Source organism: Sutterella sp., from assembly GCF_030539355.1.
GTDB lineage: Bacteria > Pseudomonadota > Gammaproteobacteria > Burkholderiales > Burkholderiaceae_F > Sutterella.
On record NZ_JAUNSF010000068.1, the window covers coordinates 1 to 15,820 of the forward strand.

The window sequence follows — 15,820 nt, forward strand, 5'->3', positions numbered from 1 at the left end:
AAAAGGGGAATCTGTCGGTGTTGAACAGTAGGTTTGGCAGATTTTCTATAACGGCGCAGCCCAAGATCGCGCTGCTCCGCGAGAACGGCCGCTGGATGGTGCCGCGCGCGGGCGTTCCCACGACGCACATCCTCAAGGCTCCGCTCGGCAAAGTCGGCGAGCGGCAGGTCGATCTCTCGGACTCCTCCGAGAACGAATGGATCTGTCTCCGTGTCCTGCGTGAGTTCGGGCTTTCGGCGGCGAAGGCCGAGGTGATCGAGTTTGACGGCATGTCCGCGCTCGCGGTCGAGCGCTTTGACCGCGTCCGCGAGGGAGAGGCGATCGTGAGGTCCCCGCAGGAGGACCTCTGTCAGGCGTCCGGCCTGCCGCCCGGCAGGAAGTACGAGGCCGACGGAGGCCCGGGCATCCCGGAGATCTGCAGGCAGTTCCTCGCTCACTCCGCGGATCCCGGAGACATCAGGAATTTTTTGAGGGCGCAGATCATCTTCTGGATGCTCAGGGCGACGGACGGGCATGCGAAGAACTTCAGCCTCTTTCTTCTCGGGGAGAGTAGGCATCGGCTGACGCCCTTCTACGACGTGCTCTCCGCCTGGCCCGTCATCGGCGAAGGCAGCCACCGGCTGCCCGAAAGGAAGGTGAAGCTCTCCATGTGCCTGCGCGGAAAGAACAGGCACTATCAGATGTATGACGTTCAGAGGCGGCACTTCATCAGCACGGCGGCTCTCTCCGGCATCGGAGAAAAGGAGGCCGGCGAGATCATCGACGAACTCATCGACCTCACGCCCCGCGTGGCCGACGCCGTCGGGGCGGCCCTCGTGACGCCCGCCGAAGTGAGAACCGGCGAGGCGATCCTGCGGGGGCTTCGCGAGTCGGCGAGCCGCCTCGCAGTGAAACATCTGTGACACCTGGAAAAAGGAGAAAATGAGATGATCACCGTCAGACTTCCGGAGAGCGTGGAGAAGAGGCTCTCCGAGCTTGCCGCGGCAACGGGCCGCCCGAAGAGCTTCTATGTCCGTGAGGCCGTTCTTGAAGCGCTCGACGACCTCGAGGACCGGTACCTCGCAGAAAGGGAGGTGGAGCGCATCAGATCGGGCGAGTCCCGCATCTGGACCTCCGAGGAGGTCGAGAGGATCCTCGGGCTTGACGACTGACGGCTTCTCCCCGGACGGATGTGACACACGCCGCGGGCGGCATCGCTTTCCGCTCGGGTAAAATCGGCGGATCGGCGCGCCTCACGGACCCCAGTGGACGCCCTGCGCCCTCTCTCATCCTCTTTTCCCCGGGAGCCCCCTCAACCATGGAAGTCATCCTCAACAACTTTCTCGTTGCGCTCCCGCTCTTTGCGCTCGTAGGCCTCGGCGTCGCGGCGTCGCTCTTGAAGATCGTCACGCATGACATCGGCGCCGCCCTCTCGCGCTTTGCCTTCGCCGTGGTGATCCCCGTGCTGCTCTTCCGCATCATGAGCAACATCACGCAGAAGCCCGCGCCCGACTGGAAGATCGTCATCGCCTTCTTCGGCGCCTGCTTCATCGTCTACTTCGTGAGCCGCTTCCTCGCCCGCACGGTCCTCGGGCTCACGGCGGAGGAACGCTGCGTCTTCGGCATCGGCGCCGTGTTCTCGAACAACGTCTTCCTCGGCCTCCCGCTCGCGCTCGAGCTCCTCGGCGAATCCGCCGCGCCGGCGGTGGCGGTGGTTTTTTCCCTGAATGACTTCATCATGTGGACTGCGGTGACGATCTCGATCGAGATGCTCCGCAGCAGCAGCCCGAACATCGCCGGCACACTCACGAAGGGGCTGCTGAGGACCTTGAAGAACCCCATCATCATCGCGATCATCCTCGGCTTCTGCTGGAGCCTCACGGGCCTCACGATGCCCGCCCCCATGCAGAAGACCGTCGACCTGATGTCCGCGGCGGCCACCCCCACGGCGCTCTTCGCGGTCGGCGTGGGTCTGACTCAGTACAGAATCACGACGGGCCTGAAGACCACCGCTGCGATCACGTTCCTCAAACTCGGCATTCAGCCGCTCGCCGTCTACACGCTCTGCCGGCTCGTCGGCCTCGGGTACGCCGAGACCCAGGCGATCTGCCTGCTCGCCTGCCTGCCCGTCGGCGTGAACGTCTACATCATGGCAACGCAGTTCAATGTCCTTCAGGGGCCGACGGCGAATTCGCTGCTGGTGACCACGGTGCTCGCGAGCGTGACGATGCCGGTCATCATGAGTCTGCTCGGGCTCCTCTGAGCGGCCTTTCCCACAGTGATCCTCGGCCGGGCTTCCGCGACTTTCCTTGAGATCGCCGATCCTGTAGGATGTTCCTGCGGAAGCCTCCAAAGGGCTGACGCCTTAAAAGACCTCCGGCAGTACGCCCCTCAATCATCCGAGGAAGGCCGAATCCTCAGGTCTCATATGTTGCATCTGGCCGACCAAGTCAGATGTCTTAACAGCCCCCTGACAGTACGCTTCCCTTTGATAAGGGGATATCCGAATCCCGGGGGCTCATCTTTTCAGGGCTGCGAAGCCGCAGCTGGAAGTCGCGCCTTTCTGCCGCTCCGGATTCAAACGAGCGGCATCTTCATGCGCTCGATGAGCTTGAGGAGCAGCATCGTGTCGATCAGCGCCCCGTGATGCTCGGCGCGCGACTCAAGGCTGATGGAATAGCGCGTGCAGAGGGCGTCGAGCGTGCAGCTCGGGCGCGGCCTCGGCATGCCGGCATAGAGCGAGCGGGCGTACTTCAAGGAGCAGTGGATGTTTGTGTTCAGCAGGTCGATCGAAGGGCGGCTCAAGAGCCCGAACTCGTGGTTGAGCATCCGCGTGTCGAACGAGGCGTTGTGGATGAAGATGTCCGAGCCCCGGATGAAGTCCGCGATCTCGTCGGCCACGTCGCCGAAGACCGGTTTGTCGGCGAGGAAGGCGTCCGAGAGCCCGTGCACCCTGAAGGCACCGTAGGGCATGCGGCGCTGCGGGTTGATGTAGCGGTGGAGCTGACTTGTCACCTCGAAGCGCTCGTTGAACTCGAGGATCGCGATCTCGCAGATGCGGTCGTCGTGGCTGATGCCGGTGGTCTCCGTGTCGAGACAGAGGAACCTATGCCCTTCGGTGCGCACGGGCGCGCGGACGGGGGCCTGCACGACCGGACGGACGGTCTCGCAGACACGCGCGGGCGCCGGAGCAGGCCTCGGGGCAGGAGCCGGAGTCGTTTTCGGAGCGGGCGCGGGCTTGGCCGGCTCAGCCGGATCACGGGCGAAGCAGCGGAGAATGTCGGCGAGAGACATCTGGAGGATCTGTGTGGTTTGGGGAGGCGGGGCGGTGCCGGCGAAACATGCGGTCGAAGCCGCCGGGAACCGGGCTGACAGTCATTTTATGCGACCGAAGCGTCAGTCTGAGGCGTTCCGATCTTTATCCGGGCGGATTCGCCGATAACCCCGGGCTTTTCAGCGGGCAAAAGAGAACCCCCGCACGCTGCCTCACGGGCGAGGGTTGTCTCTTGTCAGCCAGCCCGCTGCCTCACGGGCTCGATGACATTTGTAATGTTTACAACGTCCGCAGCCCGACGGAACTTGTCCCAGGGACAAATTTTCCGTAGTTCAGAGCGGACGGCCTGGATGGCGGATCCTCCACTCGCGCAGAGGCACGAGCACCGACCCGTCCCAGGGACGCGACTCGCCCGGGAGCCGCGGCGGGAACACGGCCGCGCCCTTGAGATAGGCCGCGCGGCCGCCCGTGGCGGCTGCGGGAACATTGGCGACGCAGAGCCCGGCGCCGGGCAGCCCCCTCGCAGGCACGCTCAATGGCTCGTTCTTCCTGTCTGTCATGGCCCTGATCCTCCCTCTGTATTCTGAGAACGGTTCTCATCCTCATTGTACAGACTTCAAGCAGCCTGCCTGAAACGGTGTTGCCGTGCAGGAACAGACCGTCGCGGGCGAGGTATACGGCGGAACCGCTATCCCGGTGGAGAGACGTGCCATCAGAACGCCCTCCTCCTCCCGGATCGCCTCTCCCGCAGTCCCCACCGGTTTACTGAACGGCTCGACTCGTCACCGCACGACGCTCTGTGAGGGATTTCCTCTCTTGACGATTTTGTTTACAGAAGGGTAACTTGACAGTTTGTGCAAGGTAAGGAAAGCGAGCAATCTCCGCCATTTAACGATCGGTTCGAACAGGGATCGGCGGGCCTTTTGAGGCTCAGCGCAGCTCCTTTGAGCCAGCGCTGATTCGGAGGCCTCGGGGTCTCTTCCGGTCGGCGTCCCTCGTGCGCGACAAAGGAAGCGCCGGTGAATGCGGAAAGCATCAGTTTCCCCACCCGTCCCTCGAGGACGCGCACCTTAATCGAGAAACCTGCGGGAAACGCCGCCTCCTTCCGGGAAGGCGGCCGATCCCGGAATTTCAGACCCGCCCGGGAGGGAGTGGATATGAACAAGACATACAAAGTGATCTGGTCGAAGGCGCGCCGCGCGCTCATGGTGGTGAACGAAGCCACCTCCTCGATTCAGGCGAAGGGCACGAAGACGGTCCTCGCGGCCGCCGTGGCGGCGGTGCTGGCGGCGGGCGCTGGGGATGCGTTTGCCATCAACTACGCGAACGAGACCGACATCAAGAGCGGCGTCTATGACATCTCCGGAGATCACACGCTGGACTCCGGCATAACGATTCAGGGCACGAGCGACAGCGCGGTTTTCCCGGAGCTTCATGACAGCGGCAGCATCTTGCTGACGGCTCCCGGATTCAATCTTTACGACTACGGTGAAGTTCTTTTTGACGGCGGCTCGACGATGACGGTCAGCGGGAACATGAACGTCAGCGGCTCCAATGTGTATCTCGGCCTCAACAACACAAGCAAGATTGTGGTGTCAGAGACACTGAAGGTCAGTCAGACGGCCAGCGACTACAGCGCCAGGCGTTCCGCCTATTCCGGCGGCATCAGCGTCATGGGCGGTTCCTCCATCACGGTCGGAAACCTGCAGACTGAGGCCGGGTCCTACATCTCCGTCGGTTCGAATTCCAACATCACCGCGACCGGATCGACGGCCAACACCGTCGCCGGCGAGGTGACCCTTCTGAGCAACGGCTACATCTCCGCGACTGACTCTACGATCAGTCTCCAGGGCACGCTCAACATGAACGGGACCTCGGCGGTCTATTCAGAGGTCGTCCTCGCCAGCAACGGCAAACTCAACGTCGCCGGCACCAACACGATCACGTCGCTTGACACCACCGGCGCCTCCAACGGTTCCGTGAATGTAACCGGGACGCTCACGATCTCTGAGTCCGCCAGTTTGGCAACGGGCACCGTCAGCCTGGCATCCACCGGTAAGCTTGTCCTTAACCTCGACGGCCTCCTCTCCGGCAGCACCCTTGCGAGCGGTGCCGTCACCGGCTCTGGCACGCTGACAGTTGACGGACTGAGCACTTACCTTGCTGGACTCGAATCCATTGACATGGATGATTACGCCACGCTCCTGAGTCTCAGTTCAGTCGCGGCTGACGGCGTCACCTTCAGCCAGAGCGAGGCGCTCGCCACCGCGCTGGAAGATCTTGAAGTGACGATCGGCGACACCGGCGACTTCTCAACCTGGGCCTCCATCAGCAGCGACAAGCGCCCGGAAGCCTCCGCTTCCACTCTCACGGGCATCTCCGGGACGGTGGACGCCGACGATGCCGGGACGTGGGGCGCCGCGCGGCTCGCCGACGGGACGACCGCCCTCACGCTCGGCGAGAACGCTTCGCTCACGCTGAAGGACTCCACAAAGAACAACGGCAACTTCATCTCCGAGAGCGACGGCACAACGCCGGGCGACGCCGTGCTGAGCTCGGGCTCCACCCTGACGCTCGAGGGCTCCGGCGTCGTCGGCGACATTGCGTCCGCGACCGGTGCCACGGGTACCAGCCTCGTCATTGCCGACGGTGGCGAAGACCCGGCCACGGTCACCACCGGGTCGCTGGGCACCTCGGCCAGGACGGCCATCAGCTCGATCGAGGTCACGGGCAATACGAACGTCACGACCAGCGGCAATCTCTACGCGGGGGACTACACGCTCACCGATGCGACCCACGACGTGAGCGGCACCGCCAATGTCTCCAACGACGCGACGATCAAGAACGGAGACTTCTCCGCGAACATCGCCGTGGTCGGCGGCGATCTCTCCGTCACGGATGATTCCACTTTCGATACAACGAGCGATCTCGGTGTCACGGGAAACATCACGGTTGATGATTCGACCCTCACCGCAGGCGGCAACCTCTCGGGCGACAAGCTCACGATGACGGACGGCGCCGAGGTCAACGCCGGAAAGTACACGACGCTCGGCTCGGTCGACTCGACGGACTCCTCCTTCACGAGCACGGGTGCGCGCGTCACCGTCACCGAAACCGTCTCGCTCGACGGTTCCCACTGGATCGCAAAGGAGTCCCGGCTCGGCGAGCTCGAGCTCAGCAGTGGCTCGACCTTCGGCTACGAGTACGACGAGGAGAGCGACGACTATGTCCAGGCCTCGACCCCGGGGTCGCTCTTCACCTACCAGAACGAAATCAAGGATGACGACGGAAACGTCACCGGCACCACAACGGGTGACGTAACCGTGGGCGGCGAGGAGGACGAGACCGGTTCGAAGCTCTACGCCACGTCGGCGAGCATCGCCGGGAGCCTCACCGTGCAGACCGGCTCGGAATTCGAGACCAAGGGCGGCACAACGGTCGACGGGGACATCACCGTCTCCGGGTCGTCGTTGACGACGGGCGGCACGCTCGCGGGCGGTGACACAAAGGTGACCTCGGGCTCCGTCACGGTGACGGACGGCTACACGAACCTCGATTCGCTGACGCTCAATGACTCGGACTTCACGAGCAGCGGCGACAGGGTGACCGTCACGGGCACGGCGTCGCTCGAGAGCGGCTCGCACTACCTCGCGGCCTCGAGCTCCGAGCTCGGCGAACTCATCGTCTCGGGCGGTTCGACCGTCGGCTATGAGGCCGATGAGGAAGGCAACTACACCATCAAGTCCGAGACCGCCGGCTCGATCACAACGAACCAGAACACGATCACGGACGCAGACGGAAACACCTCCACCACGAGCGGCGACGTGATCGTAGGCGACCCCGAGGACACGACCGGCAGCCAGGTCTACGGCGCCTCGGCGAACATCGCGGGAAGCCTCACCGTTCAGAACGGCTCGGAATTCGAGACCAAGGGCGGCACAACAGTCGCCGGGGACATCACCGTCTCCGGGTCGTCGGTGACGACGGGCGGCACGCTCGCGGGCGGTGACACAAAGGTGACCTCCGGCACCGTCACGGTGACGGACGGCTACACGAACCTCGATTCGCTCGCCTTGAACGACTCCGACTTCACGAGCGAGGGCGACAGAGTGACCGTCACGGGCACGGCGTCGCTCGAGAGCGGCTCGCACTACCTCGCGGCCTCGAGCTCCGAACTCGGCGAACTTCTCGTCTCGGGCGGTTCGACCGTGGGCTACGAGCTCGACGAGAACGGCAGCTGGGTCAAGTCCGACACCGCCGGCGCGATCACCACGAAGCAGAACACGATCACCAATGAGGACGGCAGCACGAGCACCACGAGCGGCGACGTCATCGTCGGCAAGTCGGGCGACTCCTCGGGCAAGGTCCACACCTCGTCGGCGAACATCGCCGGCGATCTCGAGGTCTTGAACGGCTCCGAGTTCTCGTCCGACGAGGATGTCGTGGCCGGGGACATCACCGTGTCGAACTCCGACCTCGTGGTCGGCCGCAATCTCGACGGCTTCGACATGAGCGTCACCTCGGGGAGCTCGGTCGAGGTGGGAACGGGCACCACGTCGCTCTCGTCCCTCACCGTTGACGACTCGGTCTTCGTGAGCTCCGGCTCCGGGACCGTCACCGTCGAGGGCGCGACCACGCTCACGACCGGCGCCGAGTACTACGCCGCGGGCACCACGAAGACCGTGGGTCTCACCGTCTCGGGCGGCTCCCTCTTCGGCATCGATGCCTCGGGGAACGGCACGGGCGGGACCCTCATCAGCTCGGGCAAGGTCCTCGTCACGGGAACCGGAACCGACGGGGACACGGGCGGGACCCAGGCGTCCACGCTCTATGCGAACAATGCGAGCATCACCGGCGACCTCGAGGTGAGCGACGGCGCGAAGTACGAGACCGCCGAGGGCACCGACGTGACGGGCTCGATCACCGTCTCCGACGCCTCGGCCGAGATCGGGGGCGTGTTCTCGGGCGGCGCGACGACCCTCACCAACGCCACGCTCTCCGTGGCGGGCGACAACGCCTACCTCGCGAGCGTCAGCGCGACCTCGGCCTCGACCTTCGGGGCCTCGGGGAACGTCGCCGTCTCGGGCGCCGTTACGCTCGACGGCGAATCGAGCTGGTTCGCGGACGGAAGCACGACGCTCGGCGAACTCGTCGTCAAGGGCGACTCGACCTTCGGGTGCGAACTCGACGAGAACGGTGACTACGTGACCACCGAAGGCGCGGGCTCGATCATTACGAAGCAGAACACGATCACGGACGCCGACGGGAACGCCTCCGTCACGAGCGGCGACGTGATCATCGGCGAATCGGGCGAGTCCGCGGGCTACGTCCACACGGCGACCGCGAGCATCGCGGGAAGCCTCACGGTGCAGACCGGCTCCGAACTCGTCTCCGAGGAAGACATCGCGGTCTCGGGCTCGATCACGGTGAGCGGATCCGAGGTCACCGCGGCCCGCCACCTCGCGGGCGGCGCGACCCAGGTCACCTCGGGCTCCGTCACGGTGACGGACGGCTACACGACCCTCGACTCGCTCACGCTCTCGGACGGCGACTTCGCGAGCCTCTCGACGAAGACCGTGACGATCGACGGCGAGACTGCCCTCACGGACGCCGCCAGCTACTATGCCGCGGGCACCTCGAAGCTCGGCGACCTCGTGGTCGAGGGCGGGTCGTCCTTCGGTTACAGCCAGGACGAAAGCTCGGCGGCCACGGGCGGCGCGCTTATCACGACCGGATCCGTGACCGTCTCCGGGTCGGGCACGAACGACGCGGGCGAGACCGTCGCCTCGAAGCTTTTCGCCTCGGCCGCGACGATCAGCGGCGCGGACGGCCTCACCGTGGCCGACGGCGCGCAGTACGAGACCGCGGGCAAGACCGATGTTCTCGAAGGGCTCACCACCGTCACGGGCTCCGGGTCGGTGATGAAGGCGGGCGGGACCTCCACGCTCGCCGGCCTCACGGTCTCGGGCGGCACGTCCTCGTCCGGAGAGGAAACGACCGCCACGGGCGCCGCGGCCTACTTCGAGAGCCTCACGCTCACGGATGCGGCGACCGTCTCCGAGAACGCCCTCCTCTACGTGGGCGACCTCTCGGCCACGACGCTCCCGACGGTGGCGAGCCTGCAGACCGGAACGCTCGCCGATTCGCTCTCGGTCTCCGACAACGCCAATGCGGACAATGCCTCGGCCTACTCGTCGGTGCTCTATCTCAACACGAGCTTCACGGCGCCTGACGCCGGCGTCTCGGTGTCGTCCGACGGCTCGGCTGCCGCGGCCGCGAACGAAATCGCCGTCGGCACGGGCGGCGCGCTCGTCCTCGGCGCCTCTGCCTTCACGACCGTCGCCGAGGACGGCACCGTCACCGCGGTGACCGATGAAGCGACGGGGAAGAAGGTCTACACGGCCGACATCACGGGCGACGTCTCGGTCGCCTCGGGCGGCGTGGTTGACCTGTCGTCCCTCAGCATCACTTCGGCGAGCGCGGTGAAGCTCACCTCGGGCACGATCTCGTACGAGGACGTGACGAGCATCCTCACGGGCAGCATTCTCTGGGCCGCGCAGGCGGCCGAGGGCTCGACCGACACGATCACGTTCGGCCTTTCGTCCACCGGCTCCCAGATCCTCACGGGGAACCTGTCGGCGAGTCTCGCCGGTGCGATCACCGCCCAGGCCGAGGGCGACGGGTTCGACGAGACCACCTCGCCCTTCATCATGGGGATCCTCGAATCCGCCGCCGCGGGCGTGACCTCGGGCGATCCGGCTGCGATCGCGGCAGCCTCCCGCACCGCGGGCCAGGCGATCGAATCGGCCGCACGGCTCGCGAGCCAGTCGGGCGTCTTCCAGAGCTCCGTCATGGCGATGAACATGATCACGGGCTTCACCGAGAGCCGCCTCGGCTTCAGCACGGCCGCGGGCTCGCCCGCTGCGGTGAGGCTCACGGGGTCTTCGCAGGCCTTCAGCCTCGCGGGCGCCTTCGCGGATGCCGCGAGCCACACGACGATGACCGACTCGCAGGCTCCGGCCGCCGCTGACACGGGCTCCGCCTTCTCCGGCAGCGAGACCGTCGCCTGGGTGACGCCGGTGTGGTCGAGGACCAAGTCCGACGGCTTTGACGCCGCCGCGTTCTCGACCGGCATCGACGCGAAGATGCACGGCGTGGCGCTCGGTGTCGACTGGGCCGCGGGGGATTCCGCGAGGTTCGGCGTCGCCGCGCAGATCGGGGAGGGAGACACGGACAGCACCGGCGAGCTCGCGAAGACCGCGACGGACTACGACTTCTACGGAGTGACGGTCTACGGCGGCCGCGAGGCGGGCCAGTGGACCTTCGTGGGTGATCTGTCGTTCGGCTGGATCGACGGCGAGACGACGCAGACGAACTACGGCGGAACGGTGAAGGCCGACACGTCCTCGAAGATCTTCTCCGCGGGCGCGAAGGCGAGGTACACGTTCGAGACCGAGTGCCTCGACATCGCGCCGTACGCGGGGCTCCGCTTCAACTTCGTCCACATGGACGCCTTTGACGCGACGACGAACGGCTACAAACTGCTGGGCTCGGATTCGTCAACGAAGACCTGGGCCGAGGTCCCGGTGGGCGTGCAGTTCTCGAAGGCTCTGAAGGCTTCGGACGGCACCGTCGTCAAGCCCGTGCTCGATCTCTCGGTGATTCCGGTGATCGGTGACACGAACCTCGAGACCACGGTGAAGTTCACCGGCATCAGCAATGCCGCGACCACCTCCACCGAGGTCATCGACCGCGTCAACTGGTCCGCGAAGCTTGGGGTTACGGCCGAGAAGGGCATGGTCGGCCTCGGGCTCGGCGTCTCCTACACCGGGAGCTCCAACGCCGACAACTACGCCGTCACGGGCAATCTGAGGTGGAAGTTCTGATCCTCAGAGCCGTACAGGGCCGGACAGATCGATATCAGATCCAAGTCCGGCCCGGGACCGGGGACAGGTTAAAATGTGTCTCAAGGCGCCGGCCGGCCGTTTCTCTCTCATGCGGTCAGGAGAGGACGGGCGGGCGGCGCCTTTTCCGTCATAGTGCTCTCTGCACAGCAACCACTCTGTTATCCGAGGAGTTCTGACAGCTTCATGCGCAGTTCCTGATCCGCAGATGCACCATCTTCACCATCCGGAGCCGGTCGGAGATGTTCATGCAGAGGCGGGTCGGAAGGCGCAGTCCCCTGCGGCTGATCGAGCGGTAGAAGGGCTCCTCCGCGATCACCTCGACGGTGCCTCCGGATCTGCCGGCGAGCTCACGGGCCGAGTCCACGTGGAAATAAACCTCGGCGTCGGCGTGTCGGACATCCTTCATGAGCTTCCTGCGCATCATTGCGAGGCCGATGCGGCTCACCGCGTCAAGGACGATCTCGATCCTGCCGAAGCCCCGGAGCATATGGAAGAGTCCGAGGACCTCCTCCTCCTTGAAATAGTAAAAAAGCCCGCTCGCGAGAATGAGGAGCGGCGCATCGGGCAGCGAGGCGCGGACCGCACGGATCCAGCCCTCGTCAAAGGCGTCGCCCGCGATCAGCGTCTGCCGTTCCGTCGCGGGCAGAAGCGTCCGCCTGTATGCGATCACGGCCGGGAGATCCACCGCGAACCAGCGGGTTCTCCCGTTGTCATTGCGATGGAAGGTCGTCTCGAGCCCGCAGCCGAGCTCCACGACGGCGCCGTCCGGATGGAGCTCGAGAAACTCCCGTACGTACCGGTCCATGCCGGCCGAGCGTGAGGCGGAGGCGACCAGGGTGTATTCGCCCTGGCGGTCCTCCCTGAAAATCCGTGCGGGAAGACTCTTCCTGAGTTCCAGGGCCTTCTCGTCGCGGAGAATCCAGGGAAAATGCTCGCTTGCATGTATCCGGCCGATGAGCGGCACAAAGAGCGTGTCCTCAACGATTCCGATCTCCGTCACAATGCCGCTCCTCCTCGGGTCCGATACCAGATTTATCCCCGGGAAGTATGCACCGAATCGAGGGATGTCGCGCATGTGCGGGATGGCAACACGCCGGCTCACCGCCGGGCCCGCGAGTTCCTTCTCTCCGGGGAATCACGTCAGGCGTCGCTGTCGTTCCTTGTTTACCAGCGGGTTGAAAATTCCTCCGGGGGCGACGGCGGGCTTCGTCAGAGCCCCCCGGCGACGTTCCCTGACCAAGGCTTTCCGGGCCCTGCGTTCCGTCCCCGGGAAAACCCGGGCGGAAGTCCTTAATATGCGCGGAAACCTCCTCCGGCGCAGCGCTCCCCTCGGGAAGCACTCTGCGCACCCCGACGGCCCTCCCCGGGCCGGCCGGACAAATCCCTCGGTTTCCAAAATGTCAAAGAAGATTCCCTCACTCACCGCGCTCACCCCCGTCGCCGCCGCGATCGGCCTTCTCTTCGCCGCGCCTGCCGGGGCCTGGTACACCCAGGCCGTCACGAACGAGGACGGCTCGGTCTACGCGTGGCTCAATATCGCCGAGACGACCGACACGGTCGACGCGGACGACAAGGACGACGACGGCAATCCGCTCGTGCGCCGCGAGATCACCGCGGCCGACCTCGAGAAGATCACCACGGCCTTCCGCTACTGGTCCGGCATCATCGGCAACTCCGTGAACAAGCCCGTCATCACGCTCGAGTCGTACACGGACAAGAGCGACAACGCCTCGGCGGCATCGACCCTGGCCGACTCCGGAACGACGAAGCTCCAGGCGGTGGTGACCGGCGAGATCGAGAGCACGGGCGAGGACGCGAGCATCGACTTCGATCTCCCGACGCTCACCACCTCGTGGACCTGGTCAACGATCTCGATCCTCCCGAGGAACCACCTCGAGGGCGACCTGCCCGGAACGATCATCCACGAGCTGATGCATGCCTACGGGCTCATCGACAACACTGGCACTGTGACCCGCGAGACTGACGGACAGACCGTGAAGTTCTCGCAGTTCCTCGGCAACAGCGTCTACAACAGCCATCTCTACGATCTGTACGGCACCCAGGCGACCTCGGGCATGCCGCTCGCCACGGTGACGACTGACGAGGCGCTCGACGCCTCGAAGAACGACTCCTCCCTCTTCCAGGTCATCTTCAGCACGGCGGTGAGCGGCATCACCTTCAGGGGCGATGCGGTCACGCAGGTGCTGCGCGGCACGGACGAGACCGGCGCGAAGATCTACGAGGGCGGCATCACCTGGACCGATGACGAGGACGTCGTCATCTACGCCGCGGACATGACCTCAGTCGAGGACGGCACGCTCGTCACGGCCACTGCGGCGAACTCCTACACCGGGGGCCTGCCGATCAACGGTCTCGAGAGCCTCACCAAGGAGAGCGAGGAATCCGGCGGATCCGGGGGATCGACAGGCGGCGACGATGAGGACGACTCGGGTGACTCCGGCAGCTCCGGCACCGGGGAAGCGGAAGCCTCGGGCGACGACGATGCCTCTGATGACGGCGATACCTCAGACGGCTCGGACAGCTCCGGCTCCTCGGGCACCACGTCAGCGGTCACGGACATGACCGTCGCCGCGGAGCTCTCGCATATTGAGCTCCAGAACTCTTTAATGAGTCACCAAAATTACAGGAACTGGGGTACCTTGATGGAGGCCGAGCTTGCTCTGATGGAGGATCTCGGCTTCTCGATCGACCGCAAGAAGTACTTCGGCACCTCGGTCTACTCCTCGGGCAACACCGGAAGCAATGCCATCACGATCACGCAGCCCTTCTGGGCCCGCGAGAACGGCGAATGGGTCGAGGGGACCGCGAGCACGCAGTCCCTCGCCGTGGGCGTTCATGTCTACGGGTCTGTGAATGACGTGACCGTCGCCGCCGACCAGCTCGCAAACGGCGCCGAATCGATCGGCGTGCGCGTCGACGGCATCGCCAACTCAGTCACCGTGGCCTCCGGGACGACGGTCTCGGCCGACGGCACGAATGGTCTCGGCATCGCCTTCGCCTACGGCCGCGCTCACAGTCTCACGCTCGAATCGGGCTCCACCGTGACGGCGAACGGCACCGGGGGCCGGGCGCTCTCGTTTGACTTCGGCGGCAACGAGATGGGCGACTACATCGAGTACCGCGGGTCCTACATGCGCGCGACAATGGCCAAGGACTCCGAAGGCACGTACAACGGATCCTGGAACAACGGGATGTTCACCACGACGGTCGTGAACGGATCCAGCGTGATGCAGGATCCGCTTGACGCGATCAACGGGGCGCTCATGGATTCCGTGACGATCGCCGGCACGGTTGAGGCCGCCTCGGGCGAGGCGATTTACATCTCGCCCAACGCACTCGTCTCGAAGATCACGATTCAGAACGGGGCCTCGATCACGGGCGACATCGTGAGCGAGTGGAACGCGTGCTCGACGGTCACCGAGGCGATCGACGGGTCGGCCTACTACTACTACCTCGAAGCCGCGTCCACGCTCTACGGTGACACTCGGACGACGGACGACGACGGGACGATACGGATCATCCCGGGCGTGCATGCGCAGGCGCTCATCACCAAGAGCACCACACGCTATAACCTGCTGGAGCCGGATGGCATCAGATCGCTTCTCGCGCTCGACACCGTGCCCGACCTCACGACGAACCTCGTCTTCGGCGACTCGGAGGACTTCGACTTCACCTACACCGGGAACATCACGGGCGCGAACGGCATCCGCCTCACCTTTGCCGAAGGTGTCACGACCCTCAGCGGGACGATGACCGTGCTCGGCGGCGTCATCAGCGCGGACGCGGCCGTCAAGGGCGCGGCGACGTACAACCTCACCTCCGCCGTGTACAGCATCTTCGAGGCCCAGGCGCGCGTCAGCGACGGCTCGGGCTTCGTGCAGGGCGCGCTCGTCAACTCGGGCGTCCTCTGGTCGGCCGTCGCGACGGGCGGGTCGCCCACGATCAACGGCAATTACCTGCAGTCGGGCGAGGGCACGATCGCGGTCGGCGTCTCGACCTCGGGCAAGCTCGCGACGGTCACGGTGACGGGCGAGGCCCGACTCGCCTCCTCCGACTCCTCCGGTTCGACGGAGACCGACACCGAGACGGAGATCGAGACGGCGACTCTCCTCACGGCCGCATCGGCTGACGAAACGCCTGTGAGCGTCACACTCGTGCCGGACCTCGGTTACTGGGCTGACGGTGCGACGGCCACGGTGGCTGACGGCCAGAATGCGATTGTGAATGGTGACGGCACCGGCGTCGGGACCACGATGACCTGGAGCAACGACCTGCTCTCGAGCATCTCCGAGACCCTCACGATCGACGAGACCACGGGGACGGTGGCCAGAAAGTCCGGCGCCTACTCGAGCATGCTCGGCAGCTCCGCCTCCTCGGGACAGCGCGCCGTCGCGGCCATGCTCGACGCGAACGCGGGCTCGGCCACGGACACCAATGCGCAGAACTTCATCGCCGCCCTCGACTATTCCGACGCGGCGGTGGGCGCCGCGGCGATGGGCGAGATCACGGGCGACGCCCACATCTCGGCCGTCCGCGCGCAGTTCGCGGTGGAGAGGCTGCTTGACCGCACGCTCGCGCGCGTCCCTGCGGACGCCGCAGTTTCGGGCCGCCACATCTGGGCGCAGCCGTTCGGCGGGCG

7 protein-coding genes and 1 pseudogene are annotated in these 15,820 nt (G+C 65.3%); 5 read left to right on the forward strand and 3 right to left on the reverse strand.

All coding sequences use genetic code 11. From position 1 onward, the window contains the following. The 3 genes from Q4F91_RS09510 to Q4F91_RS09520 all read left to right on the forward strand — a co-directional run. Positions 1-902 (forward strand): HipA domain-containing protein (locus tag Q4F91_RS09510; RefSeq protein WP_303337108.1); only part of this gene is annotated, 902 nt, incomplete at its 5' end. Positions 903-926: 24 nt separating this feature from the next. Next, complete coding sequence (locus Q4F91_RS09515; protein ID WP_303337110.1) at positions 927-1,151, forward strand: DUF6290 family protein; 225 nt, start codon at positions 927-929, stop codon at positions 1,149-1,151. A gap of 146 nt (positions 1,152-1,297) precedes the next feature. Further along, on the forward strand, positions 1,298-2,242 hold the full coding sequence (locus Q4F91_RS09520) for an AEC family transporter (protein WP_303337112.1): 945 nt from the start codon (positions 1,298-1,300) through the stop codon (positions 2,240-2,242). A 314-nt stretch (positions 2,243-2,556) separates the two neighbouring features. Here the strand turns inward: Q4F91_RS09520 and Q4F91_RS09525 are convergent, their stop codons facing one another. Further along, a complete protein-coding gene (locus tag Q4F91_RS09525; protein ID WP_303337114.1) occupies positions 2,557-3,273 on the reverse strand; it encodes an exonuclease domain-containing protein in 717 nt (238 codons plus the stop codon). 312 nt (positions 3,274-3,585) lie between these two features. Next, a complete protein-coding gene (locus tag Q4F91_RS09530) occupies positions 3,586-3,813 on the reverse strand; it encodes a hypothetical protein (protein WP_303337116.1) in 228 nt (75 codons plus the stop codon). Positions 3,814-4,410: 597 nt separating this feature from the next. Between Q4F91_RS09530 and Q4F91_RS09535 the strand changes: the two genes are divergently transcribed. After that, positions 4,411-11,139, forward strand: a complete 6,729-nt coding sequence (locus Q4F91_RS09535) for an ESPR-type extended signal peptide-containing protein (protein WP_303337118.1) — start codon at positions 4,411-4,413, stop codon at positions 11,137-11,139. Between the two features lie 202 nt (positions 11,140-11,341). Here Q4F91_RS09535 and Q4F91_RS09540 read toward each other — a convergent pair whose 3' ends face one another. Further along, positions 11,342-12,160 carry a class I SAM-dependent methyltransferase gene (locus Q4F91_RS09540; RefSeq protein WP_303337119.1) on the reverse strand — a complete coding sequence of 273 codons (819 nt, stop codon included), beginning with the start codon at positions 12,158-12,160 and terminating at the stop codon, positions 11,342-11,344. A 397-nt stretch (positions 12,161-12,557) separates the two neighbouring features. On the opposite strand from Q4F91_RS09540, the pseudogene Q4F91_RS09545 reads away from it, so the two are divergent. Beyond that, positions 12,558-15,820, forward strand: a pseudogene (locus Q4F91_RS09545) (hypothetical protein); the annotation flags it as partial.

Bases quoted from the DNA above. Each gene is read 5' to 3' on its own strand.
- Q4F91_RS09520 (WP_303337112.1), top strand. From the start codon at position 1,298: ATGGAAGTCATCCTCAACAACTTTCTCGTTGCGCTCCCGCTCTTTGCG.
- Q4F91_RS09535 (WP_303337118.1), top strand. From the start codon at position 4,411: ATGAACAAGACATACAAAGTGATCTGGTCGAAGGCGCGCCGCGCGCTC.
- Q4F91_RS09515 (WP_303337110.1), top strand. From the start codon at position 927: ATGATCACCGTCAGACTTCCGGAGAGCGTGGAGAAGAGGCTCTCCGAG.
- Q4F91_RS09530 (WP_303337116.1), bottom strand. From the start codon at position 3,813: ATGACAGACAGGAAGAACGAGCCATTGAGCGTGCCTGCGAGGGGGCTG.
- Q4F91_RS09525 (WP_303337114.1), bottom strand. From the start codon at position 3,273: ATGTCTCTCGCCGACATTCTCCGCTGCTTCGCCCGTGATCCGGCTGAG.